General features: G+C 45.9%; 21 protein-coding genes. 6 read left to right on the top strand and 15 right to left on the bottom strand.

All coding sequences use genetic code 11. The features are described 5' to 3' along the window. Positions 1-52: 52 nt before the first annotated feature. From bamA to rpsB, 9 genes are all read right to left on the bottom strand, one after another. Positions 53-2,533 (bottom strand): outer membrane protein assembly factor BamA, encoded by a 2,481-nt coding sequence (bamA, locus tag L5M17_RS02315; RefSeq protein ID WP_131523800.1) that lies wholly within the window; start codon positions 2,531-2,533, stop codon positions 53-55. Between the two features lie 31 nt (positions 2,534-2,564). After that, positions 2,565-3,935 (bottom strand): sigma E protease regulator RseP, encoded by a 1,371-nt coding sequence (gene rseP, locus L5M17_RS02320; RefSeq protein ID WP_028760602.1) that lies wholly within the window; start codon positions 3,933-3,935, stop codon positions 2,565-2,567. Between the two features lie 39 nt (positions 3,936-3,974). Next, positions 3,975-5,165 carry a 1-deoxy-D-xylulose-5-phosphate reductoisomerase gene (gene ispC / locus L5M17_RS02325; RefSeq protein ID WP_263138103.1) on the bottom strand — a complete coding sequence of 397 codons (1,191 nt, stop codon included), beginning with the start codon at positions 5,163-5,165 and terminating at the stop codon, positions 3,975-3,977. A 4-nt stretch (positions 5,166-5,169) separates the two neighbouring features. After that, positions 5,170-6,027, bottom strand: a complete 858-nt coding sequence (locus tag L5M17_RS02330) for a phosphatidate cytidylyltransferase (protein WP_131523803.1) — start codon at positions 6,025-6,027, stop codon at positions 5,170-5,172. 20 nt (positions 6,028-6,047) lie between these two features. Beyond that, positions 6,048-6,875: an isoprenyl transferase gene (locus L5M17_RS02335; RefSeq protein ID WP_212600030.1), complete on the bottom strand. Its 828-nt coding sequence runs from the start codon at positions 6,873-6,875 to the stop codon at positions 6,048-6,050. An 81-nt stretch (positions 6,876-6,956) separates the two neighbouring features. Then, a complete protein-coding gene (gene frr, locus L5M17_RS02340) occupies positions 6,957-7,514 on the bottom strand; it encodes a ribosome recycling factor (RefSeq protein WP_012088724.1) in 558 nt (185 codons plus the stop codon). 21 nt (positions 7,515-7,535) lie between these two features. Further along, a complete protein-coding gene (pyrH, locus tag L5M17_RS02345; protein ID WP_006080981.1) occupies positions 7,536-8,273 on the bottom strand; it encodes a UMP kinase in 738 nt (245 codons plus the stop codon). Between the two features lie 68 nt (positions 8,274-8,341). Then, complete coding sequence (gene tsf / locus L5M17_RS02350) at positions 8,342-9,193, bottom strand: translation elongation factor Ts (RefSeq protein ID WP_028760606.1); 852 nt, start codon at positions 9,191-9,193, stop codon at positions 8,342-8,344. A gap of 120 nt (positions 9,194-9,313) precedes the next feature. Further along, positions 9,314-10,042: a 30S ribosomal protein S2 gene (rpsB, locus tag L5M17_RS02355; RefSeq protein WP_028760607.1), complete on the bottom strand. Its 729-nt coding sequence runs from the start codon at positions 10,040-10,042 to the stop codon at positions 9,314-9,316. A 283-nt stretch (positions 10,043-10,325) separates the two neighbouring features. Here rpsB and map point away from each other — a divergent pair, with 283 nt between their 5' ends. From map to dapD, 3 genes are read left to right on the top strand one after another with little or no spacing between them, the layout of a single operon-like run. After that, the gene (map, locus tag L5M17_RS02360; protein ID WP_226058787.1) at positions 10,326-11,156 is read left to right on the top strand and encodes a type I methionyl aminopeptidase; all 831 of its coding nucleotides are present in this window, start codon (positions 10,326-10,328) and stop codon (positions 11,154-11,156) included. Positions 11,157-11,189: 33 nt separating this feature from the next. Beyond that, positions 11,190-13,775, top strand: coding sequence for a bifunctional uridylyltransferase/uridylyl-removing protein GlnD (gene glnD / locus L5M17_RS02365; RefSeq protein WP_131523804.1), 2,586 nt, complete (start codon positions 11,190-11,192; stop codon positions 13,773-13,775). Between the two features lie 21 nt (positions 13,776-13,796). Continuing rightward, positions 13,797-14,621 carry a 2,3,4,5-tetrahydropyridine-2,6-dicarboxylate N-succinyltransferase gene (dapD, locus tag L5M17_RS02370; protein WP_028760609.1) on the top strand — a complete coding sequence of 275 codons (825 nt, stop codon included), beginning with the start codon at positions 13,797-13,799 and terminating at the stop codon, positions 14,619-14,621. 134 nt (positions 14,622-14,755) lie between these two features. On the opposite strand, the gene L5M17_RS02375 is transcribed toward dapD, so the two are convergent. The 4 genes from L5M17_RS02375 to L5M17_RS02390 form a co-directional block, all read right to left on the bottom strand. Next, positions 14,756-16,687 carry an HD domain-containing phosphohydrolase gene (locus L5M17_RS02375; RefSeq protein ID WP_263144947.1) on the bottom strand — a complete coding sequence of 644 codons (1,932 nt, stop codon included), beginning with the start codon at positions 16,685-16,687 and terminating at the stop codon, positions 14,756-14,758. Positions 16,688-16,859: 172 nt separating this feature from the next. After that, positions 16,860-17,726, bottom strand: a complete 867-nt coding sequence (purU, locus tag L5M17_RS02380; protein WP_263138433.1) for a formyltetrahydrofolate deformylase — start codon at positions 17,724-17,726, stop codon at positions 16,860-16,862. Positions 17,727-17,891: 165 nt separating this feature from the next. Further along, on the bottom strand, positions 17,892-19,373 hold the full coding sequence (locus tag L5M17_RS02385) for a PTS transporter subunit EIIC (RefSeq protein ID WP_113938960.1): 1,482 nt from the start codon (positions 19,371-19,373) through the stop codon (positions 17,892-17,894). After that, positions 19,325-19,789 carry a flavodoxin gene (locus L5M17_RS02390; protein WP_113938961.1) on the bottom strand — a complete coding sequence of 155 codons (465 nt, stop codon included), beginning with the start codon at positions 19,787-19,789 and terminating at the stop codon, positions 19,325-19,327. Before L5M17_RS02390 ends, L5M17_RS02385 begins: the two co-directional genes overlap by 49 nt. Before the next feature lie 121 nt (positions 19,790-19,910). Between L5M17_RS02390 and L5M17_RS02395 the strand changes: the two genes are divergently transcribed. Then, entirely contained in the window at positions 19,911-20,105 is a 195-nt protein-coding gene (locus tag L5M17_RS02395) for a hypothetical protein (RefSeq protein WP_263144950.1), read from the top strand. 121 nt (positions 20,106-20,226) lie between these two features. On the opposite strand, the gene truC is transcribed toward L5M17_RS02395, so the two are convergent. After that, positions 20,227-21,072, bottom strand: coding sequence for a tRNA pseudouridine(65) synthase TruC (truC, locus tag L5M17_RS02400; protein ID WP_263144951.1), 846 nt, complete (start codon positions 21,070-21,072; stop codon positions 20,227-20,229). After that, positions 21,059-21,379, bottom strand: a complete 321-nt coding sequence (locus tag L5M17_RS02405) for a YqcC family protein (protein WP_028760615.1) — start codon at positions 21,377-21,379, stop codon at positions 21,059-21,061. Before L5M17_RS02405 ends, truC begins: the two co-directional genes overlap by 14 nt. Positions 21,380-21,541: 162 nt before the next feature. Here L5M17_RS02405 and L5M17_RS02410 point away from each other — a divergent pair, with 162 nt between their 5' ends. After that, positions 21,542-22,555: a DUF3549 family protein gene (locus L5M17_RS02410; RefSeq protein ID WP_263144954.1), complete on the top strand. Its 1,014-nt coding sequence runs from the start codon at positions 21,542-21,544 to the stop codon at positions 22,553-22,555. Next, entirely contained in the window at positions 22,552-22,938 is a 387-nt protein-coding gene (locus L5M17_RS02415) for a DUF3301 domain-containing protein (protein WP_006080967.1), read from the top strand. Before L5M17_RS02410 ends, L5M17_RS02415 begins: the two co-directional genes overlap by 4 nt. The last annotated feature ends 1,351 nt before the right edge of the window (positions 22,939-24,289 follow it).

Genomic DNA, 24,289 nt, shown 5'->3' on the forward strand with positions numbered 1-24,289 from the left:
AAACTCCTTGTTACCTTGTTATTGTCAGCAAAACTTGCCGAGTGTATGCCTTTTAAAAAGTTTTGCCAATATTGAAAGAGAAGATCTCCGTTTGGTCACCTTCATATTCTTTAAGCGGCCACGCCAAGCTGAACACCATAGGTCCCATAGGTGATAACCATTGAACACTCAAGCCCCAAGAGGCGCGCAGGCGAGCTGGATCACTATAGTCTTGTAACTTAGCAAACTCGTCCGCCGGAAGTGTTTGATATGACTCGTAATCAAACTCAGTATCCCAGACGTTACCCGCATCGACGAAGAAACTAGTACGAACTGAGTTAGTGTAAGCCTCATCCAGGAATGGGGTTGGTACAATCAACTCCATACTTGCCGTTGCAAGGGCATTACCACCGATAGAGCGGCCAGAACTGACTTGGATACTATTAGGATCGCCAGGCAAGCTACAGCCATCGCCCGATGGATCCGGTGCACACGGCTCACTACCTCGATAGAGATAGAATGAACGTGGACCTACAGAGTTCGACTTAAAGCCACGTAGCGAGCTACTACCACCTGAGTAATAGTTTTCCCAGAAAGGTAAAATTTGGTCATTATCATTAAATTGACCATAACCGTTACCATAACCTAATCGACCACGGGCCAAGAGCACAACGCTCTGACTGCGGTTAACAGGGAAATAGTAGTTAGTGTCAAAGTCTGTCTTAAAATACTGTAAATCAGACCCTGGCGAAGTCATTTTGCCGTTCAGACGCTGGGACGAGCCATCTGTTGGGAAAGTGCCACGGTTCAAGGTGCTACGATACCAGCCCAGGCTGAGTTCGAAGTTATCGAAACTTAAGTCCGCGTTTGGATCGTCATCACGATAGATGTTATAGAAACGCAGTGCCTGCTCATAAGCTGAGATCTCAGAAATCGTGTTGTGACGATAGCCAATACCACCATTGATACGGTTGTATTCGTTAATCGGGAAACCCGAGTTAAGCGCCACACCATACGAACTGTTTTTATAGCGTTCTAAGTTAGCTTCATTGGCATCAAACTCACTCCAATAAACGCTCCCGCCTAAACTCACACCGTCTTTTGTCCAGTACGGATCGGTATAGGATAAGTTAACGTTTTTAGAGTACTTGTTGGTGCTCAAGCTAATACCCGCTTGATTACCTGTGCCTAAGAAGTTGTTTTGCTGTACACCAAACTGCAAACTCAGACCTGATTCAGTACCATAACCGACACCCGCGTTGAATGAGCCCGACGGCTGCTCTTTCACTTTAACCGCAACATCGACTAAATCATCGGTACCTGGCACTTGAATGGTTTCAGTGTCAACGGTTTCGAAGAAGCCCAAACGGTTAAGACGCGCTTTAGATTGCTCAACTTGCGCTGAGTTTAACCAAGCGCCTTCCATCTGACGCAGCTCACGGCGCATCACTTCATCTTTAGTCACTGTGTTACCAGTGAAGTTAATCGCCCGTACGTAAACACGTTTACCCGGTTTAACATTGATGTTTAAGGTGACTTCTTTAGTCTTATCATCAATTTCAGGGTAGGTTTTCACTTCAGGGTAAGCATAACCGAAGCGGCCTAAATACTTGCTGTACATTTCTTCGGTGAAAGTCACGTCACCGCCGTTGTACATATCACCCGCTTTGATTGGCAGAATTGATTTCATCAACTCTTCACGACCCATCAAATCACCCGTCAGGTTTACTTCTTTAACTTTATATTTCTCACCTTCATCTACGTTGATGGTGATATATAAACCTTTACGGTCAGGCGTCATAGCCACTTGAGTCGAGGTGACTTCGAAGCGGATATAACCTTTATTGTGATAATAGGTTTTGATGGTCTCGAGATCGGCCTGCAGTTTTTGCTTCTGATAACGACGCTCACCAAACAGATCCCACCAAGCCACATAATCTTTAAGTTCCAACATGCCGATCAGTTCAGCATCGGTGAACTCTTTGTTACCGACCACGTTAATTTGGCGGATTTCGGCCGCTAAACCTTCGGTAAACTTAAATTTCAGCTCAACCCGATTACGGGGTAAGTTAATCACTTGGGCTTCCACTTTCGCGCCGTATTTACCCACGCCGTAGTAGAAATCCTGCAGACCCTTTTCAATACCAGTCAACATAGTACGATCGAGCGACTCACCGACTTTAACGCCAGAACCGTCCAGACTTTCCTGTAACTGTTCGTCTTTAATGTCTTTGTTGCCATCGAATGTCACGGCACTGATGGTGGGACGTTCAGTGACTTTCACCACTAATACGCCGCCATCTCGGCTCACGGAGACATTTTCAAAGTTAGTCGATGCATACAAGCTTTTAATCGCTTGCTGGATTCTTAACTGGTCAACAGTGTCACCTACTTTTACTGGTAAGCTTAACAAGGCAGCACCGAGTGCAACTCGTTGCAAACCTTCAACTTGGATGTCGGTCACTTCAAACGGTTGGAAAGTATCTGCCAACACAGTCCCTGAAAACGACGCACCGACGAATAACATCGAGGCAAAAAGTTTATTCAATCTCATAGAGCACTTCTAATTATTAGTCTGTCCTTGCTCAGAGTCGGGCAAAATCATTGAAAAGCGCAACGCTCATCAACATCAGCAGTATTGCTGCCCCAAATCTGAATCCTATTTCCTGCACCTTTTCAGGTACAGGTTTACCAGTTATTACTTCAATAAAGTAATACAGCAGGTGTCCCCCATCGAGCACAGGTAAAGGCAGCAAGTTAATGATGCCTAAATTGACGCTGATGAGCGCGAGGAACCCGAGAAAATAGACCAAGCCATAGTTTGCACTACTGCCCGCACCCTGTGCGATCGAAATGGGTCCACTCAGGTTTTTCACCGACACATCGCCGGTAAATAATTTGCCAATCATCTTAAAGCTCACAGCAACAAGTTGCCATGTTTTATCCGCTGCTATGCCGAAAGAATCGATTGGTCCATATTCAAGTTGTAAACGCATATTGTCTGGCCATTGTGCTTGGGTCGGGCTCACCCCGAGCATACCTATCTCTTGGCCATCGGCATTTTTACTGCTTAAGGGTGTCACTGCCACATTAAACTGTTCGCCATTGCGACGCACAGTTAAACTCACAGGCACATTGGCAGAATGTTGAATAATGTCAACAAAAGCCTGCCAATCGGTATAATTTTTACCATTTATTGCGACTAAGGTGTCACCGACTTTTAGCTCACTATTTGCAGCGGCACTGTCAGGACTAATCGCAGCAATGGTGGGGACGATTTCGGGACGATAAATACCTAACCCTAATGCCGTAATCGGGGATTCTTTTTCAGGATCAAAACGCCAATTACGCGTATCTAAGGTGTAAGACCGCGCACTAGAATCCAAACCTTGCAAACCATTCAATGGCGTTAGCGATACACTCAGACTTTCATCACCTATGTGGCCGACTAAAGCTAAATTCACTTCTTCCCAGTTACGCACAGCCTGACCGGAAATGGCCGTTATTTGCATTGGCTCTGTGATTTGAATTTGCGCAGCAGCAGTCCCGGGGGTCGTCGAGGTGATCACAGGCTTAAGTGATGGCACACCAATCAGATACATAAAATACAGGGCAACGATGGCAAAAATAAAGTTAGCAATTGGACCTGCGGCCACAATCGCAATACGTTGCCATACGGTTTTACGATTGAACGCTTGATCTTTTAATTCATCGGGAACGTCTTCAACACGCTCATCGAGCATTTTGACATAGCCGCCAAGGGGGATCATGGCTAACACATATTCAGTGCCGTCTTTACCAACACGGCGCCAAATAGCCTTACCAAAACCAATGGAGAAACGTTCGACTTTCACGCCACAACGTCGCGCGATATAGAAATGGCCGTATTCGTGGGCAGTAATTAACAGACCCAGTGCAACGATGAAAGAACCTAAGTTCCATAAAAAATCTAACATCCCACTCCTTACGTTATAAATTTAATCACTCAGCTATTGCTAAGCGATGCTTGCTAATGTCTCACGCGCATAGACGCGGGTTTGCGCATCTAAGGCTAAAATATCTTCTATGCTGCCCATAGGACGTTTAGGCACAGTGACTAAACAAGCCTCATTCACTTTTGCAATTTGTGTAAAACCAATTTGCCCCTGCAAGAATGCTTCAACAGCGACCTCATTGGCAGCGTTTAATACGGTTGTAGCCTCTTGGCCTTGGGCACACGCCTCCATAGCCAAAGCCAAACAGGGGAAACGTTCAAAATCAGGTTCATAAAAGCTTAACTGTCCGACTTTGAAAAAATCTAAAGGTTCAACGCCCGAATGAATTCTTTGCGGATAAGCCATGCAATGGGCAATCGGTGTGCGCATATCTGGGTTACCCATTTGGGCGATAACCGAACCATCACGGTACTGCACCATAGAGTGGATCACGCTTTGCGGATGAATAACCACTTTAAGTTGCTCAGCCTGAGTATTAAACAACCACCGCGCCTCAATGAACTCTAAACCCTTATTCATCATAGTGGCGGAGTCAACAGAGATTTTAGGTCCCATGGACCAATTAGGGTGTTTACAGGCTTGGGCAGGCGTCATGGCCGCAAGTGTCGCAAGATCCGACCGCAGGAAAGGTCCGCCAGAACCGGTTAACAAAATATGGGATATACCCGACGCAGCTAAATCGCAACGGCCGAGGTTAGCCTGCACTTCTAGGGGTAAACATTGAAAGATAGCATTATGCTCACTGTCCACGGGCAATAGCACAGCACCAGAGCGCTTAGTCGCCTCAATAAACAACTCACCCGACATGACTAAAGCTTCTTTATTGGCCAGTAATACTCGCTTTCCCGCCTTCACGGCTTCAAGGGTTGGTACTAGCCCTGCCGCCCCGACAATCGCTGCCATTACGGTATCCACTTCGGCAGCCGTCACTAAACCGAGTAAATCGTTTATGCCAGTAGTGACTTGGATATTGAGCGCAGCGGGTAAAACGGCGCGTAACTGTTTCGCAGCCTCTTCATCCACCATATGTGCGACTTTCGGTTTATGGGCTACACACAAAGCCAGCATCTTATCAACGCTCGCATTGGCCACCAATCCATAGATGCTATAAGCCAATGGATTAGCCGAAATCACGCTTAAGGTACTAGCACCAATTGAACCGGTAGCACCCAAAATCACCATATTTTGCATAGCGTTACATCCAGAATGCAATGTAGATCAGGGTAAACACCGGCAAGGCTGCAGTCAGGCTGTCGATGCGGTCGAGCACGCCGCCGTGACCGGGCAAAATAGTGCCAGAATCTTTAATACAGGCCGCACGCTTAAACATACTCTCAGATAAATCGCCCAGCGCTGACACTAAAGCAACAAATAAGGTCACTGCCACAACTAAACCCAGTTCTTGCTCTGGTGAATAATACATAACACCTGCAACCACGAGCATAGTCGTCACTAAACCACCAAGTAGGCCTTCCAAGGTTTTAGCAGGGCTCACTGCAGGCATCAGTTTCGTTTTACCTATCGCTTTACCGACGAAGTAAGCCCCAGAATCAGCGGCCCACACAATCAACATCACTAACAGTACTAATACTGGGCCGTAATAGGGTGAAGTTTGTGAGCTAATGGATTTGAGTGCGATAAGAGCAACAAAGCAAGGCACTAAGGTTAACTGTCCAAACATGGACTTAAACATAGGATTCTTTTGCCAGAACTTAGCGCTTTTAGGATAAGTTACCACTAATAATAGTGATGCTAACCACCAGAATGCACCAATATAGAGAATGGCCAAATAGATAGGATGTAACTGATGGCTTAACCAAACTGCATCGATTGGCACAATAAGATTAATTGCCACCAATAAGATACCAACTGTGAAGGTAAAGCTCCACTGAGTGACATCACACTGATTATCGATAATTCTTCCCCATTCCTTTGCTGCAATAAGGAAGACGGCAACTAAGGCCCAGGCGAAGTAGCTGGCAGGGAGCAAAAATATCGCCCCTAAAACTAATGGAACTAACCAAGTTGCTGTTATTATTCGTTGTTTTAGCAAAAAAAATCCCTCATGAGGTTTTACAATGCACGCATCTCATCAATCTGACTTCCAGTCAGACCAAAACGGCGCTGGCGACTTGCAAAAATGGCTATCGCTTCATGAAAAGCCTGTTCATCGAAATCAGGCCAAAGGGTGTCGGTAAACACCAATTCTGCATAGGCCGCCTGCCACAGCACAAAATTACTGATGCGACAGTCCCCGCCCGTGCGGATCATTAAATCAACTTCACTCTGATTTTGCATGCACAAATGTGCACTTAAGGCTTCTTCGGTGAACTGACTGCTGGTCATTTCGCCAGTTTCGACCTTTTCCGCTAATTTTTGTGCTGCTTGAAGTATGTCCCAACGGCCACCATAGTTAGCCGCAACATTTAGAATCAAGCCAGTATTGCGAGATGTCTTCTCTTGAGCAGCAGCAATTTGCTTCTGTAATCGCGCCGAAAAGCGGCTGATATCGCCAATAATGTTGAGCTTAACCTGATTCTTATCCAGCAATTTAATTTCGCGCTGTAATACGGTAAAAAACAACTCCATCAGCAAGCTGACTTCTTTATCGGGTCTACGCCAATTCTCGCTAGAAAATGCGAATAAGGTTAGCGATTCAATGCCTAATTGGCTTGCCGTGCTTACGGCTCTTCTAACGGCCTTAACACCAGCCTTATGTCCCATCACTCGTGGTTTACCTTGGGTTTGTGCCCAACGCCCATTGCCATCCATGATAATAGCAACATGCTTAGGTAACGACTGTTTCACGAGTTCGGGTAATTGTCCCGGCAAGGTCGTTTGAGTGTATAAATCACTCTCACTCGTCCTAGGGTGCGGATCAAGTTCCACTGTGGATGACATCTAATACAGCCCTTTAAAATAGACAAACGCCGTGTAGTATACCCCTACACGGCGCATCAACTCTAGCTTATCGAACTGAGATTAGACTTCCATCAACTCAATTTCTTTGGCCGCTAAAATCTCATCGACCTTTTTAATGTGAGCATCGGTGAACTTTTGCACTTCTTCTTCACTGCGACGCACATCATCTTCAGTACAAGCTTTAGCTTTTTCAAGCTTTTTCACTTCAGAAATCGCATCACGACGCACGTTACGGATAGCAATACGACCGTTTTCAGCTTCGTTACGCACCACTTTGATGAAGTCTTTACGACGTTCTTCAGTCAACGCGGGTAATGGAATACGTAATGTCGCGCCAGCTGACATAGGATTCAGACCTAAATCAGAGCTCATAATAGCCTTTTCAACGGCTTGGATAGCACTACGGTCAAACACAGTCACAGACAAAGTGCGTGAATCTTCAACGCCCACGTTAGCCACTTGGTTTAGTGGCGTCATAGTGCCGTAGTAAGAGACTTGAATGGAATCCAGCAGGCTTGGGTGGGCACGACCGGTACGCACTTTTGCCATTTGGTTTTTAGTCGCGTCAACGCATTTACCCATACGCTCTTGCGCATCTTTCTTAATGTTCTCAATCACGTTAAATGTCCTTCTTGGTCATTAAATAACTTTTTTCGCTCTGATCAGCGTGCCTTCTTCTTCACCCATGATAACGCGGCGTAGAGCGCCGGGCTTGTTCATGTTGAAGACTAAAATAGGCATGTCGTGATCACGCGCCATAGTAAAGGCGGCTAAGTCCATTACTTTTAATTCTTTTTCCAGAATTTCCGCATAAGTCACTTCATCATACTTAACGGCGTCTGGGTTCTTCATTGGGTCTTCGGAGTATACACCGTCGACTTTAGTGCCTTTCAATACGACTTCAGCTTCGATTTCAATGCCGCGTAAACAGGCCGCAGAATCGGTCGTGCAGAAAGGATTACCTGTACCGGCAGCAAAAATAACCACTCGGCCAGATTTTAGCAAGCTGATCGCTTCAGCCCAATTGTAATCATCACACACACCCTTTAACGGGATAGCTGACATCAGACGAGCATTAACATAGGCACGGTGCAGGGCGTCTCGCATTGCCAAGCCGTTCATAACCGTTGCCAGCATACCCATGTGATCGCCCACCACACGGTTCATGCCTGCTTTTGCTAGGCCTTCACCGCGAAACAGATTACCACCACCAATAACCACACCCACCTGAATACCCAGCTCAACCAGCTCTTTCACTTCCTGAGCCATGCGATCTAATACTTTAGGGTCGATGCCGAAGCCTTCGTCGCCCATCAGTGCTTCGCCACTTAATTTAAGAAGAATGCGTCTAAATGCGGGTTTTGGATTGGTGCTCATAATTTTTATCCTGGTCATAACAAGACCGCAGCTATTGCCGCGGTCTTGGGGGTATTTAGCGTTGGCGATTAAGCCTTTTTAGAAGCAGCGATTTGAGCAGCAACTTCAGCCGCGAAATCTTCTTCTTTCTTCTCAATACCTTCACCCACTTCTAAACGAATGAAGTTAGTGACTTTAGCGCCTTTCTCTTTCAGAATTTCGCCAACAGTTTTCTTTGGTTCCATGATGTAAGCTTGACCAGTCAGAGAAATCTCACCGGTAAACTTCTTCATACGACCAAGAACCATCTTCTCAGCGATCTCTGCCGATTTGCCTTCGTTCATTGACATTTCGATTTGCAGAGCTTGTTCTCTTGCAACAATTTCTGCAGGAACATCTTCTGGGTTCACGTATTCAGGCTTAGAAGCAGCAACGTGCATTGCGATGTGCTTTAAGGTTTCTTCGTCAGCTTCACCGGCAACAACAACGCCAATGCGCTCACCGTGACGGTATGAAGATAGGTTTGCACCATCGATGTACTCAACACGACGAATGTTGATGTTTTCACCGATTTTAGTTACCAATGCAACGCGTGCATCTTCGAACTGTGCTTTTAAATCTTCAAGAGTCACTTTAGATGCTGCAGCAGCATCTAATACTGCGTTCGCGAATGCTAAGAAGTTTGAATCTTTAGCAACGAAGTCAGTTTGACAGTTAACTTCTAATAGCGCAGCGAAACCTTCGCCATTCTTGATCAGAATTGTACCGTCAGCAGCGATGTTACCCGCTTTTTTAGCCGCTTTAGCAGCGCCAGACTTACGCATGTTGTCAATTGCTAACTCCATGTCGCCGTTAGCTTCTGTCAGAGCGTTTTTACAATCCATCATGCCTGCGCCAGTACGGTCGCGCAGTTCTTTAACTTGGGCAGCAGTAATTGCCATTGTTAAATCCTCTATAAAAAATCGACTAATTTGCAGATATAAAACAGGGGCCGAATGGCCCCTGTTAACCAATCAAAAATCTTGGTTAATAAGGGTGATGATAATCATCCCGCCTTATTATTATTCGGCTTCTACGAAACCGTCTTGCTCAGCTTGAACAGCCAAATCTTGACCACGGCCAGCTTTTGCAGCAGCAGCAACAGAAGAAGTGTACAGGCGGATAGCACGCATAGCGTCGTCGTTACCAGGAACGATGTAGTTAACACCATCTGGCGCAGAGTTAGTATCAACAACTGCAACAACAGGGATACCCAGGTTGTTAGCTTCTTTAATAGCGATATGCTCATGGTCAGCACCAATGACGAATAATACGTCTGGCAGGCCGCCCATGTTTTTAATACCACCTAAAGATTTTTCCAGCTTTTCAAGCTCACGAGTACGCATCAGCGCTTCTTTCTTGGTCAGCTTGTCGAAAGTACCGTCTACTGATTGGCTTTCCAGTTCTTTCAGACGTTTGATTGACTGACGAACGGTTTTCCAGTTAGTCAGCATACCGCCTAACCAGCGGTGATCAACATAGTACTGGTCACAAGACAGAGCAGCTTCTTTGATCGCTTCGCCAGCAGCACGTTTAGTACCAACGAATAATACTTTACCTTTCTTTGAAGCTACGTTGCTGATGAAAGCTAGCGCTTCATTGAACATTGGCACAGTATGCTCAAGGTTGATGATGTGAACACCGTTGCGAGCACCGAAAATGAATGGCTTCATTTTTGGGTTCCAGTAACGGGTTTGGTGACCGAAGTGGACACCGGCCTGAAGCATATCGCGCATTGAAACTGTAGTCATTTCTATTACCTTAAAATTTAGGGGGTTAGACCTCCACGTATCCCATGTCTTCGACCCCTTATATAACAACTGAGGGCACCCCGAAGAATGTGTCGACACGTGTGTGATTTAGTATTTAGACAAATAGCCATGTATAATGGCCGCCATCTTTAGTCTTGCAAGTATCAAAGCAGCGCAAAAGCTGGCTTGGACAATTCATCAAGACTTAAACATAACGGCGCGCTTTATACCATAAATAGCCCTAAAGCACAAATTTTTGCATTAGGTTGCGTGGCCAACAGACATTAAAGACACAAGAGAAAACGCAATGAGTATAGTCATCAAGACCGCTGAAGAAATTGAAAAAATGCGTGCTGCGGGCAAACTAGCCGCACAGGTATTAGAAATGATCGCGCCGCATGTTAAACCGGGCGTGACCACCAATGAGCTCAATGACCTCTGCGCCAAATATACCGAAGAGCAAGGTGCGATTTCGGCGCCGCTTAACTACCATGGTTTTCCCAAATCCATTTGTACTTCTGTAAACCATGTGATTTGCCACGGCATTCCAAACGACAACCCACCATTGAAAGAAGGCGATATCCTCAATATCGACATCACAGTGATTAAAGACGGTTATCATGGCGATACCTCGATGATGTTTTTAATCGGTGAAGTGAGTGCGAAGGACAAACGTCTGTGCCGCATCGCGCAAGAAAGCCTGTATTTAGCTATTCGTAAGGTTCGTCCAGGTTTAAAACTGGGTGAAATCGGCAATACTATCGAAAAATTCATCAAAGCAAGTAAAACAGGCCTTGAGAAATATTCCATCGTGCAAGATTATTGTGGCCACGGTATTGGCTCGGGTTTCCATGAAGAACCTCAGGTTATGCATTACCGTAACGGCGATAACACAGTATTACGCCCAGGCATGTGTTTCACCATTGAACCTATGATCAATGCTGGTCGCCACACGACCATACTCGATCGCGATGATAAGTGGACGGTAACGACCTCCGATGGTAAAAATTCAGCCCAGTGGGAACATACCTTACTGGTGACTGAAAAAGGGGTTGAAGTACTTACCCTGCGTGAGGATGAGGATTTCCCACGTATCATCAATCACGAGCGATAGGCCACACTAACAAGCATAAAAACAAGGGACTCGATGAATATAGCTCTGCTCGCTAAACAATCATTAATCGAACAGAATCAGATTCTTTTGGCCAGTTTTAAGGCTAAAACCCCGATTGAAGAGCTCGTCACGCAGCGCTGTCAATTTGTCGATGCCCTTGTCAAGCAAGCTTGGGAACAGCACGGTCTAAGGGAATATAATATTGCCTTGATTGCCGTGGGCGGCTATGGCCGTGGGGAGCTGCATCCCCACTCGGATGTCGACTTGCTGTTCCTGTTTAATGATATCTTGTCACCCGCCGCCGAAGCGGCACTCAGTCAGTTTATTGCCTTTCTGTGGGATGCCAATCTGGAAATCGGCCACAGTGTCCGTACGTTAAACGACACGATTATCCTCGGCCGTGAAGACATCACCATAGCCACCAACCTGTTAGAGGCACGATTGCTCGAAGGGCCCGAATTTTTATTCGATCAACTTTATGATGCGATTCGTCAGAGTGACTTTTGGACTTCAAGCGATTTTTTTATCGCAAAACGGGATGAGCAAAATGCCCGCCATGCCAGAGCCAGTGCCTTCGATTTAGAACCCAATATCAAGAGTTGTCCCGGTGGTCTTAGGGATATTCAAACCATTGCTTGGGTAGCCATGCGTCACTTTGGCGCCGCTCGCCTCGAAGAATTAGTCCAATACGACTTTTTAGAGCCCGGTGAATTAGAAGAGCTGCTCGAATGTCAGCACTTTTTGTGGAAGTTACGCTTTGCCCTGCACATGGTGGTCGGTCGCGATGAAAATCGCTTACTCTTTGATGTACAACGCCAAGTTGCCGAGCTTATGGGGTATGAAGACGCCACCCAGCTTGCTGTTGAGCAAATGATGAAACGTTACTATCGAACGGTACGCCGAGTGATGGAGCTAAACGAAATGTTGCTGCAGCTGTTTAAACGGGCAACATTGGGCCATACAAAAGCTTTAGAAATTCAATCGATAGATAAACACTACCAGCGCCGCGGCACTTTTATTGAAGCGCTAAGCGATGATCTTTTCGATAGCGGCGAAGAAATTGTCCGGCTGTTTTTGTTAGTCGCTAAAAACTCCAACATCAAAGGTATCTACGCACCAACGCTGCGTTCGCTGCGCCGAGCAAGACGCGCCCAACCGCAAGCCTTGCAAGAAAACCCGCTTTGTCGCCAAGCCTTTATGGAAATTCTGCGCCACCCTCGCGGCATTGTTGCTTTGTCTTTAATGCATAAACACGGTGTGTTATCGGCCTATCTACCCGCATGGCGAAATATTGAAGGCCAGATGCAGTTCGACCTGTTCCACGCCTATACGGTCGATGAACACACCCACAGATTACTGCTCAATATCGAGCGTTTTTCCCAAGCCGAACAAAAAGAAGAATTTCCCTTAGGCTCGATTCTCATCAACCAACTGCCTAAAAAAGGTTTACTCGTATTAGGCGCTATCTTCCATGATATCGCCAAAGGCCGCGGTGGCGATCACAGTAAACTTGGCAGCAGCGATGCCCTCGCCTTTTGTAAGCTGCATGGATTAAATGATCACGATGGCCGTCTAGTCGCTTGGCTGGTTGAGAATCACTTGGTGATGTCTGTCACCGCCCAGCGCCGTGATATTTCCGATCCCGATGTGGTGGCCGACTTTGCCAATAAAGTCCGCGATGCCGTGCATTTAAGCTATCTGTACTGCTTAACCGTCGCCGATATCTGCGCCACCAACGAAAAAACCTGGAACAACTGGAAAGGCTCACTGCTACGCGACTTGTACTTTTCGACCCAAAGAGTGCTCGCCCGCGGTAAAGAAAAACCCGTCGATATTCGTGCCAGAGTGCGTGAATACCAAGCCAAGGCAAAAAAAGAACTGCTGCGCCGCGGATTGAAAGAGAAAGATCTCGATGCCCTGTGGCAACGTTTTAAGGCAGATTACTTTTTACGCCACCAGCCAAATCAAGTCGCGTGGCACGCCGAAGCGATTTTAAAGCACAAACAACAGGATGAGCCCTTAGTCTTAGTGTCCAAACACACCACCCGTGGTGGTACTGAGCTATTTGTCTATTGCCAAGACAGACCTAAATTGTTCGCAACTGTGATGGCGGTACTCGACAATAAAAATATCAACGTCCATGATGCCAACATCATGACGTCAAAAGATAATTATGCTCTCGATACCTTTGTGATCTTAGAGCAGGATGGTGAGCCCGTTAGCCAGCTTTCACGCATTCAAAGTATCCGTAAAGCGCTTGAGAAAGCCCTGTCGAGCGACAGTCCAAAACTGCCGCGCTTTAGAAAACTATCGCGCAAGATGAAACCTTTTAATGTGCCGACACAAGTGAGTTTCCTCGAAAGCAGTCGTCATGGTACAAGTATGATGGAGCTTATCGCCTTAGATTCGCCAGGATTACTGGCAAAAGTTGGGGATATCTTTTACCGTTGCAACACAACATTACTCGCGGCCAAAATCACCACCATTGGTGAGCGAGCCGAAGACTTTTTTATGCTGCAGACCAATGACGGCTTGCAACTTAACGAAAACCAAGAGAATACCCTCAGGGACGCTTTAATCAGTGCCCTGAGTGCAAAGAATATCGAATCAGTTAATTAACGAGACCAGTGGGAGAAGTAAATGGAGGCTTTACGCCAACGTATTGAGGCGGCTTTTGAAGCACGCGCCGACATCACACCAAGCACAGTTGACGCAGGTGTGCGCAGCGATGTGCAAAATGTCATCAATATGCTCGATAAAGGTGAAGTCCGTGTCGCCGAGAAAATCGACGGACAATGGCACGTACACCAGTGGCTGAAAAAGGCGGTATTACTGTCCTTCCGTATTTTCGATAACGTGGTTATCGATGGCGCCGAAACCAAATACTTCGATAAAGTGCCGTTAAAATTTGCCGAATATGATGAAGCTCGCTTTAAAGCGGAAGCCATTCGCGTGGTGCCTTCGGCTACAGTGCGTAAAGGCTCATTCATAGGTAAAAATACCGTGTTGATGCCATCTTATGTGAACTTAGGTGCTTATGTTGATGAAGGCACTATGGTTGATACTTGGGCGACCGTTGGCTCATGTGCACAAATCGGTAAAAATGTGCATTTATCTGGCGGCGTAGGTATTGGTGGCGTACTTGAGCCATTGCAAGCGGGCCCAACCATCATCGAAGATAACTGCTTTATCGGTGCGCGTTCTGAGATTGTTGAAGGCGTTGTGGTTGAAGAAGGCTCAGTGATTTCCATGGGCGTGTATATCGGCCAAAGCACTCGAATTTATGATCGCGAAACCGGCGAAGTGCATTACGGTCGTGTACCAGCAGGCTCTGTTGTCGTTTCTGGCAACCTGCCATCAGCCTGTGGCAAGTACAGCCTCTATGCCGCTATTATCGTTAAGAAAGTCGATGCAAAAACCCGTAGTAAAGTGGGTATCAACGAATTACTGCGTATTGTTGATTAACAGTCACAGCATTCGTTCGATAACATGAGTTCCATAAAAAAGATGCCTAAGGGCATCTTTTTTATTATCAGAACTATTTAACCTACGATTAAGCGATCACTGCCCAGCTTTATAATAACTGTCTAATAAAGCAATTAAATCAAACGCTCTACCTCACGGAATGCATTTCTCGTCATGGCAATGGCCCGCCAGCCGATAATCCCCAATGGCTGCTGCGCTTTGTTCACCACCACAAGATATTCTGAGTCTAGTAAATTCAACTGCAGTAATGCATCTTCCGATGTGGCCACCTCACTGATAATAGGCACTGAATGCTCCATGATCTGATGGGCTTTTTTATGCAGTGATGCCCTATCCAGTTCACGCTCAGCTGCAGTGCCAAGTAATGGGCTAAACCAATGTTCCAGTAAGCGACTCGTGATCACCCCAAGTATCTTATGTTGCTCATCCAATACCACGGCCACCTTAGCATGGGCAGTCGTAAGTAAACGCTTAATATCAACTAACTCATGGTCGAGTGAAATCGTGACTAAAGGTTCAAGCGGCGCAGCGCCGATATGATCGCTAATACTCAACTCTCGATTAATCAAAATCGCTAAACAGGTTTCGACTATCTCAGTGTCAAAAAGTGTCCCTTTACCCGCACGCAATACTTCAGTCATTTTCTCCAGCCCTAACGATGGGCGATAAGGCCTATGGGACAATATCGAATCGGCAACATCGGCGACGGCAATAATTTTCGCCTCATATAAAATCGCCTTATCCTTTAAGCCCGCGGGATAACCTGAGCCATCGAGTCGCTCATGATGCTGTAAAATCATCTCTTTAATGGGCCAAGGAAACTCCACATCCTCAATAATTTCAGCACCATGGAGTGGATGAGTCTGTATTAATGCGTATTCTTCTTTTGAAAGTTTTGACGGTTTTGTCAAGATCTGCGATGGAATCGCTAACTTGCCGATATCATGAACTAAGGCACCAATCTTCAGCCCTTCTAAACGCAGCGGGTCTAAACCTAATTTCTCACCAATCAAATAACTTAATTGCGCCACCGACTTTTGATGCCCTGCGGTATAGGCATCTTTCAGTTCTAATGCCTCAGAAATAGCACTAATAAGCTGGGTTAACGATTGAGATAATTGCTCTTTTTGCGCTTTAATGATTTTGGACTGGCGGGATACCGCGCGCAATGTGCGTGGTAGTTCAATGCTGTGCCATAAAATGCTGGCAAAAGTCAGTAATGATCTCGCATCATTACGACTATAAGGCTCGTTACGGTCGACCACGCACAGCATGCCCACTAAGCGACTGCGAAATAAAATCGGCACCGCCAAGTAACGCCCTCCAAGTAGCAGTTTATCTAAGGGCAAATCCCCTAAGCGCCTTTGGGAGTCGGTTTGATTTTGGATGATCGGCTTATAATCTCGCACACATTCGAGCCATACGCGGCTTTCAAGTTCTGACACTTGGGTATTATCTTCAACAAAATCGGCTTGATTAGCCTCTGCATGGGGATACTCAGAACGCGCAGCAAGTGTGAGTGTTTTTAACTTTTCGTTATGCAACAGAATAAAGCCATATCGACTGCCAGTGAGCGACATAGCCTTAGAAACTGCGACTTTAAATACTTCTTCTTGGGAGGATTTAATCACATCTTCAATGTGTTGCAGCCAAGCATCGCTGGCTTGAATCGCTCGACGATAATCCGAGTGCAACTCCTTCATCTGCGGATCTTCAAAATTGATGTCGGATAGAATCAAGTACCATCCCATTTCAGGCAAAGAATGCAGCGCGAGATGCACACGTATGCCGCGATGATCTTGTAATTGAAAACCTATTTCTTGGCCGCGTCGCCTCACTATATCGGCGCATAGTTCAGCATTAAAAGCACTAAACAATTGGCTAATGGGTTGATTAATGATTTGCGCCGCAGAGCGTTTGCAACGGCTGTAAAAGGCTTGGCTCATCCGTAGCACACAAAACTGCTCATCTAGCTGTGCCCAAGATAAATTCAAACTATCGGGCAAGTCTTTCATTCCAACGATAAGGCTTTGACGAGTTGACATCCAGCACTCCGACCTGTAATTCGAGCATGGGCAATACACTATACCGCTATGTTCACCCCAATGTGAGCACTATAAAATCTCCAATAAACATAATGATAGCTGATTTCATGACAAACGCGGGTTAAAATAAACGCCGCTGAATGTCATGCCATTGCCACGACTCACCTACATCTTAGAAAACGATCGTTTTATTGCCGTACACGACCACTTGTTCGTTGAGCACTAATTGCAGCGCTTTACTCAATACACTCTTTTCAACATCGCGCCCAGCACGTGCCATTTCTAAGGCGCTATAACTGTGGTCGACGGGAATGACGTCTTGTTTAATGATCGGCCCTTCATCGAGGCAATTATTCACAAAATGCGCCGTCGCACCGATAATTTTCACCCCGCGCTCCCAGGCTTGGCGATAGGGTGCTGCACCGATAAAAGCAGGTAAAAAAGAATGATGGATGTTGATGATGCGATTAGGATATTGCGCCACAAAATCAGGCGTTAATACCCGCATATACTTAGCCAAGACTAAATAATCGGGTTCGTATTGAGATACCGCAGCCAACAGTGCTTGCTCGTGTTGAATTCGGTCTAAGCCTTCGTGACTCACCAGATGAAAAGGGATGTTAAACTTCTCTGCCAATTCACGTAGTGCATCATGGTTACCCACCACAGCGGCAATCTCGACACTTAAACCACCGTAATAGGCTTTCATTAACAAATCGCCTAAACAGTGTGCTTCCTTTGTGACTAACACCACAATGCGTTTTTTACCCGCGCTAACTAACGTCATATGATTTTGCGTAGGCAGTACGTCACGCAGATCCTGCAATAACTGTTCGCTGTTAAAAATGCCCTCTAACTCAGTTCGCATAAAGAAACGCCCTTGGGCATTATCCACAAACTCACTGTTTTTAATGATATTCAATTTATGGGTAAAACAAACACTGGTGATTTTGGCGATAAGGCCTTGGGCATCGGCGCAATCCGTCAGTAAGATTTTACGTTCCATGGATGGCGAAGTATTACTGCGAGTTTCAGTCATTTGTTGCAAAGTTGGCTCTCCTATATTGTCCCTACATCGAGTTTGCCATAGCAAATCATGCTGAACAGTATGAAAACCCTATAATGCGAAAATAAAAATGATATTTCAGAGGCTTGAATCAATAAAATGTAAAAATTAAGCAGTTAATTTTGTAAAAACACAATCCTAGCGGCGAGTATCTAAGTAACGCTGCAATACTTTACGCAAGGTTTCGGCCTTAGTGCCATAAACCACCTGCACACCTTTGCCCATAACAATCACGCCCTTAGCACCCAACTGACTCAAACGCACCTTATTGACTAACTCAGGCTTGTGCACGCTCAAGCGTAACCGTGTCAAACAAGCATTAAGTTCAACGATATTTTCACGCCCGCCGAGCGCCGCAATAATCGCCCGTAAACTTTCTTTAGGTCCTTTACTGTCGTTATGCTCAAGCCTACCGGGAGTTTTCAAATTAAAGGCTAAAATACTCAGTCTAAACAACAGGTAATATATTATGGCGGTTAAAGGCCCAAGGAAAATAAACCAGCTGGCATTACGGGACAATGGAAATAGCAGCGTAAAGTCCACCAGCCCTTGAGAGAATACTATGCTGTGGTGAATATCCAGCATAATACAGACAAAATAAGCGAGCCCAGTGAGTAAGGCGTGAATAATAAATAGAATCGGCGCCACAAACATAAAAGCAAATTCGATAGGTTCAGTCACCCCAGTTAACCAACTGGCCGCCCCCGCCGAGAGCATAATACCCGCCACGCGATTCCGCTCTGAGGGATCAGCACAGCGCCACATTGCCAGTGCAGCCGCCGGTAATCCCCACATTTTAATCAGATAACCACCGGCAAGGTTTCCCGCCTGCGGATCGCCTGCTAAATAGCGCGCCACCTCACCACGAACGACTTCATGCCCCAATAACTGATATTGGCCCACCTCTAAGTAAAAAGGCGCATTCCAAATATGATGTAAGCCAAGGGGAATAAGTAACCGCTCTAATGCGCCATACACGCCAAAAGCAATGGCTGGTTTTTGATAAACCGCCCAGTCGGATACGCGCTCAATCAATAAAGCTAAGGGTGGCCACACATGGGCGAGTACATAACCTAGGCTCATCGCTAGGGGAATAATAAGTAAAGATGCACTGCGACGTCCCTCGAAGAAAGAGAAAATCGCAGGCAAGCGAATATATTGACTCCAACGGACTGCGAGGCAAGTGATACCACCGAGCATCATGCCACCTGCAATTCCAGTATCTAAGGTATCCATTCCTAATAAAGGTTGGGTTGGAAGTCGATACAAATCGGCCAGTGCGGCTAACGTCGCCGTCATCACCCCATAACCAAACACTGCCGAAAAGGCGGCAATGCCTTGATCGCGACAAAAACCAATAGCGACAGCCACGGCAAATAACATCGGCATAATGGCGAAAATGAGTTTACCTACCGCCAGCATCAGCACTGTCAGCTCTTCGGGCATAAAAGGAATCGGACTAACAGTTAAGCCGAGCATAACCCCAGCTGCGGGTAAAATGGCAATAGGAATAAGCAGCGCTTGGCTTAAGCGCTGGGCAAATTTAAACCACTGTAGATTGACGAAACTACCTAAGCGACGAGCTCGGTTTTGACGACTTGATTCCAGCGTTCTAGCCATTTTATCGCTTCAACCTCAGGTTCCATGGTTTCACAGGCATCAATTTCGAGTAATTCCACCAGCGGCTTAGCGCCAAGTTCACTCAAGAGTGCATCTACAGACTTACCTGCACCGCAGAAAGTCTCATAACTTGAATCACCTAGAGCTATCACACTGTATCTAAGCTCAGGTAAGTAGGGTGCTAGATGTTTAAGATTATGGTACCAAGACTGAATATCATCGGGTAAGTCCCCTTGTCCGGTCGTCGAAGTCACCACCACTAACAATTCATCCTGAGGAGGAATAAAGCTTGCTACCTCATTAGGTTGCCACAATGTGACATCATAACCTAAAACTTGCATTTCTTTCTCTAGGGTTTCAGCGGCAAATTGTGCACTACCATATACAGTGCCAAACACCAGATTCACCTTTTTCATGATACACTCCACATCGCGTTGCAAACCTTATTAGGCTGACCTTACTTTATTGTTCAGCGTATGAGCAAGCTAAGGCGCAAATTTTTTATAAATCAAGCCATTGAGCGTGAGAAAATATCTAATGCGACAGTCCACCCGCCAAAAACACCTCAAACAGCACCATAAAACAACCCATATTCGACGTAAAAACTACTTCCACTCCGCCCAGCAAAATCTCATATCGCCACTTGCACTCACGTCTGGATTCTCAACCTTAGCCGTTATGATGCAAGAGCTGCGGCCACAAACAGCACAAACGCCACAAATCCTCGATTAAGCAATCCACCTCGTTTTAAATTCGATGACTTTAGTTTCAATAACAAAGCAAAGTGAATGCACTTAATTTTATTCACGCTGCTAAGTTGATATCACCATATCAAGCATTGGCCGCTTGCTGTTCACGCCTCTTGGGCGATGAATAACTCAGCTTGCTGACTCAAGGTCGCCTCGTCCCAACCTAGCTCGGCAAACACGGTTTCCCACTCGGACTCGAGCTCGGTTTCTATGCTGAGCCGAGTTTGAGTTATTGGATGTGTAAAGGTGAGTTTTTTTGCGATAAGCCACAGGCGATTAATACCGAAATGCTCACGAAAAAATGCATTTTGCTTACCGTCGCCATGGGTGGTATCACCGACGATGGGGTGGCGTAAATGTGCCATATGCCTTCTAAGCTGATGCTTACGCCCCGTTTTAGGACTCAAGCGTACCAGTGCGAACCGGCTAGTGGGATATCGGCCTGACTGATACGGGATTTCAGTATTGAGTAGTGGCTCATACGCCGTCACAGCCTCCTGCGCTGCTTTATTGGGATCGGCATTCTTATCGCCTAATTCATCCAACTCAACCTTAAGCGCATAATCTAAAATACCGCTCTCATGCATATTACCGCGCACTAAAGCCAAATATTGTTTTTCAATCGTATGGGAGGCAAATTGCTCACACAGAGCATTGGCCACTTCACTACTCTTGGCAAACAAGAGCACGCCGGATGTCGGCCTGTCGAGACGATGTACAGGAAACACATGACAGCCCACTAAATCACGGGTCAGCTGCATGGCAAAAAATCGCTCCCGACGCGCTAAATAACTGCGGTGGACCAATAAGCCTGCGGGTTTATGAATTGCCACTAAATGCTCATCTTCATAAAGAATTTCAATCTCAGGCGCCTGCTCTTCTGAATCATCCTCTTGGGATACATTCACTGCATTTTCAGGCGTTTCAAGCCAGATATCATCTTGATTCATTTAACAACATATCCAATTCATTTAATAGGCTAATTAAAGTTTGGCGCGGGGGCATATCCAGCCAAACATGTTCAGCCATAGGGGCAATCGCAATTTGAGTCGGCAATGGCGCCCCCGTTTCGATTAAAGTCTGCATTCTAGGCAGCAAAATAAACTGCAGCCACTGCTCAAGGGGCATAAGATCACAGGCAAAAGGTGCTGTGCTTGCCATTGCAGCGGCAGAAGGCGCTTGCTCAGACCACAACTCGGCCGCTTGCAGCGCGTGGGTAATCTGAGCCAATTTAGCTTGGGTTTGACTGTATAACATAGCTTTCAGATCCATTCTCATATTAGCCATTGTGATTGAGGAACTTGCCACAATCCACAAGCTGAATAGGTCGATTAAAGTGCCGCAATCATACCATCCAGACGCACTTCCCCCTATAATGGCGCCAATTTATTGAGCCTCTTTGATTGATATGGCAGCCAAATGACTGAAATTACTACTTTAAGCCAGTTTTTAACCACAGCCAAAACCCAGTTCCAAGTGTATGATCTTGGCCGTAGGGTGCAACATATTGATATGCTCGCATTTCACCAAATCGAATCTCTGTCAGCCCCTTATCCTTATCCCATTCAAGGGCATGCACAATTTGCTATTGTCTTTTGGGATGCGAGCCAGCAACACTTTATTTGGTTTCTAAAACTGGCGTTAGATGAGCAAGGATTACTGTCGCCTGCACCGCGCTCACAATTTATCGAAATGATATTAGCGGCATTAGGGCAAGATCCCACTCAGTCACTCAGTGATGAGCTGCAAGAACGACTCGCGAATAATCCGTTTAATTTCAAGCCAAGCCAGGAAAAACTTGCCGTATTTAACGCACTCGTTCGTAAACAACTTGGCCAGCGCGCTTCATCACAATACGAGTTTGCCGTGCAATATCTGTCAGGCCAAATTGCCCCATCACAATGGCAACATATTGGAATGCAAGGCATAGCCGATGTGTGTGTACGCACAAAAGAATTTGATCATGAGCAGCACTTGGTATTGAGTTTTGATACAGCCGCCATCGAAGTGCAAATCGCCCTATGCCAATGCCTTGAACACTTGCTGATTAGCGACACACTCGCCGATAAGATTCTCGCGAAACTTCAAGATGCAGCCCCAGAGCACCAAGCCTATTTCCTACGAGCTTTGGCTTCTAGCGCCAAACACAGCCAACAAGCGTTTGAGCATCTACACGGCCAAGCCTCTTTAGATACCAATGCCCTAATCAGTATTGCCGGACGTAACTGGTCGGTATTAAAACAAGATTCAAGTCGCAGTCTTTACTTAGAAGCCCTAGCACTGCAGCCCCAAGCCTTTTTTAATCAGGTCTTTGCTGATATTGTGGCTATTCCTAGTTTGCGCAATCAACTACTAGGCGAATTAAGAAATCCCAATCGAAGTGTTCAACTATCACAAGCCATAGGTGGTTTGTTTAAGGCAGCTAGCAAATGATGTCAGATTTACTGTTAATTATTGGCCTCGTCGTGATTGCCGCATTTTTTTGGCAGTTACGCCAAATGGCAGAGTTGAGCCGTATTTTTGCCGAAAAAGAATGTTGGCGACAAAAAGTGCAACTATTAGCCATAGCAATGGAAACCGCCCGCCCTAGCATTGGCGGCACCACGGGGATTTGTTGGAAAGCGAAATATTTATTTGAATTCAGCACCGACGGCATTAACCAGTACAGTGGCCATATTTGGATGCAAGGCAAGAAAATTCAAAAAATCGAATGGCCTATCTTCCCGGAGCCCGAATGGCAAGAGGCGCCGACAGCGCAGGGGAAATTTGGCGGTTGTGGTACGCAAAGCGGCTGTAGCTCAGGCAAGTGTCATTAAGTATTATCGACTATGATGCCCAAATAAGCTGTTCGCCAGAATTGAGAATAATCAGTTATTCTCTGGTGCTGCAAAATAACTCACTGTAAAAGTTATAAAAGAAAGGGCGCGGCCCTAAAGCCACGCCCTCCTATTCTCTGTTAAGCTATCCCGCTATTTTTGTGCTCCCTGCACCATCCATGCGTCAATCTGCGTCCTGCTTCATCCCTGCTCAATCCTTGAGGTCCTTGTACTCATGTACTTCCCTATCTCTTGGTCATCCAGTCCCAAGCTTGCTCTTTCCTGAGCGGTTCCATCATCATCCATGAAACGGGTATTGCATCCATTCAATTGCACTCCCTGTGCCATTGCCATCCTATGCAATGAGTCTATCAATCCTTGATAGTCTCCCTTCCTTGGTATTGGCTCTCTTTCATCCTGAAAGGCCTATATCCCTATCTTTCCTTAAGTCACATTCCTTAGTCACTGTTCGATCATCCTGATCGCCAACATCCTGTTGCCCGCAATTCCTTCTACAAGATGAATTCTACGCCAACCAACGAAAGTACTCATTGTGGATTATTTAAAATGTTAACAAAAATGGTGAGCCCAATTGATAACAAACAGGTTAACCTACTGATATAAATTAAAATAATAACTAACCCAGAGACATAACCACCCTTTGGACTTACAAATTACTTACATACTTGTGAGAGATCTCTTACACGGAGGATGGCAATTCGAATCAAAAGCAAGCAAAGCGCTAGATGTTCTCCCCTGAAGGACTTATGCATAAACCGCTATCGCTCAAAATTCGACAAGCATTCGGCGCATGACCAAAACACAGTCAACACAGAGTAAATCATTGGGCAATAAGAGAAGTAAGACTGGTAAACATGTTTTACGGCAAGATGTCTTTAAGCAGCGTGAAGATAAAGTCTGTGTGAATAGCGTTATAGCGTGAATAGCGTTATAGCTTGGCAAAGCCAGATTAATGCGGAAAATGAACCAAAGAAAAGGGCGCAACTAAAGTGCGCCCCATTTATCCTTTGTAAGCCGTCCTGCTCGATTTGTGCTCCCTGCACCATCCATGCGTCTACTTGCGTCCTGCGTCGTCCCTGTAATTCCTTTTCGTCCCTGTGTATCAAACTTACGTGAGATAACACTCAGTCCCTTGACCTGTAAATCCTTTTTACAGAGCCTGTCACTTCCTATGACGTATTCCTATTGCATCCTGCAAAATTTATTTTCCATAGATTAGTACAAGCTGTTCACCCTTATACTTTATCCTTATCTCGACACATCCTGTTTCGAGTTCATGCTTAATCCTTAAGCGTGTCCTGTATTCTTCCTGAAATTCATCATCCTGACG

The organism is Shewanella sp. SW24, assembly GCF_025653395.1.
In the GTDB taxonomy this organism is placed as follows: Bacteria; Pseudomonadota; Gammaproteobacteria; order Enterobacterales; family Shewanellaceae; genus Shewanella; species Shewanella oncorhynchi.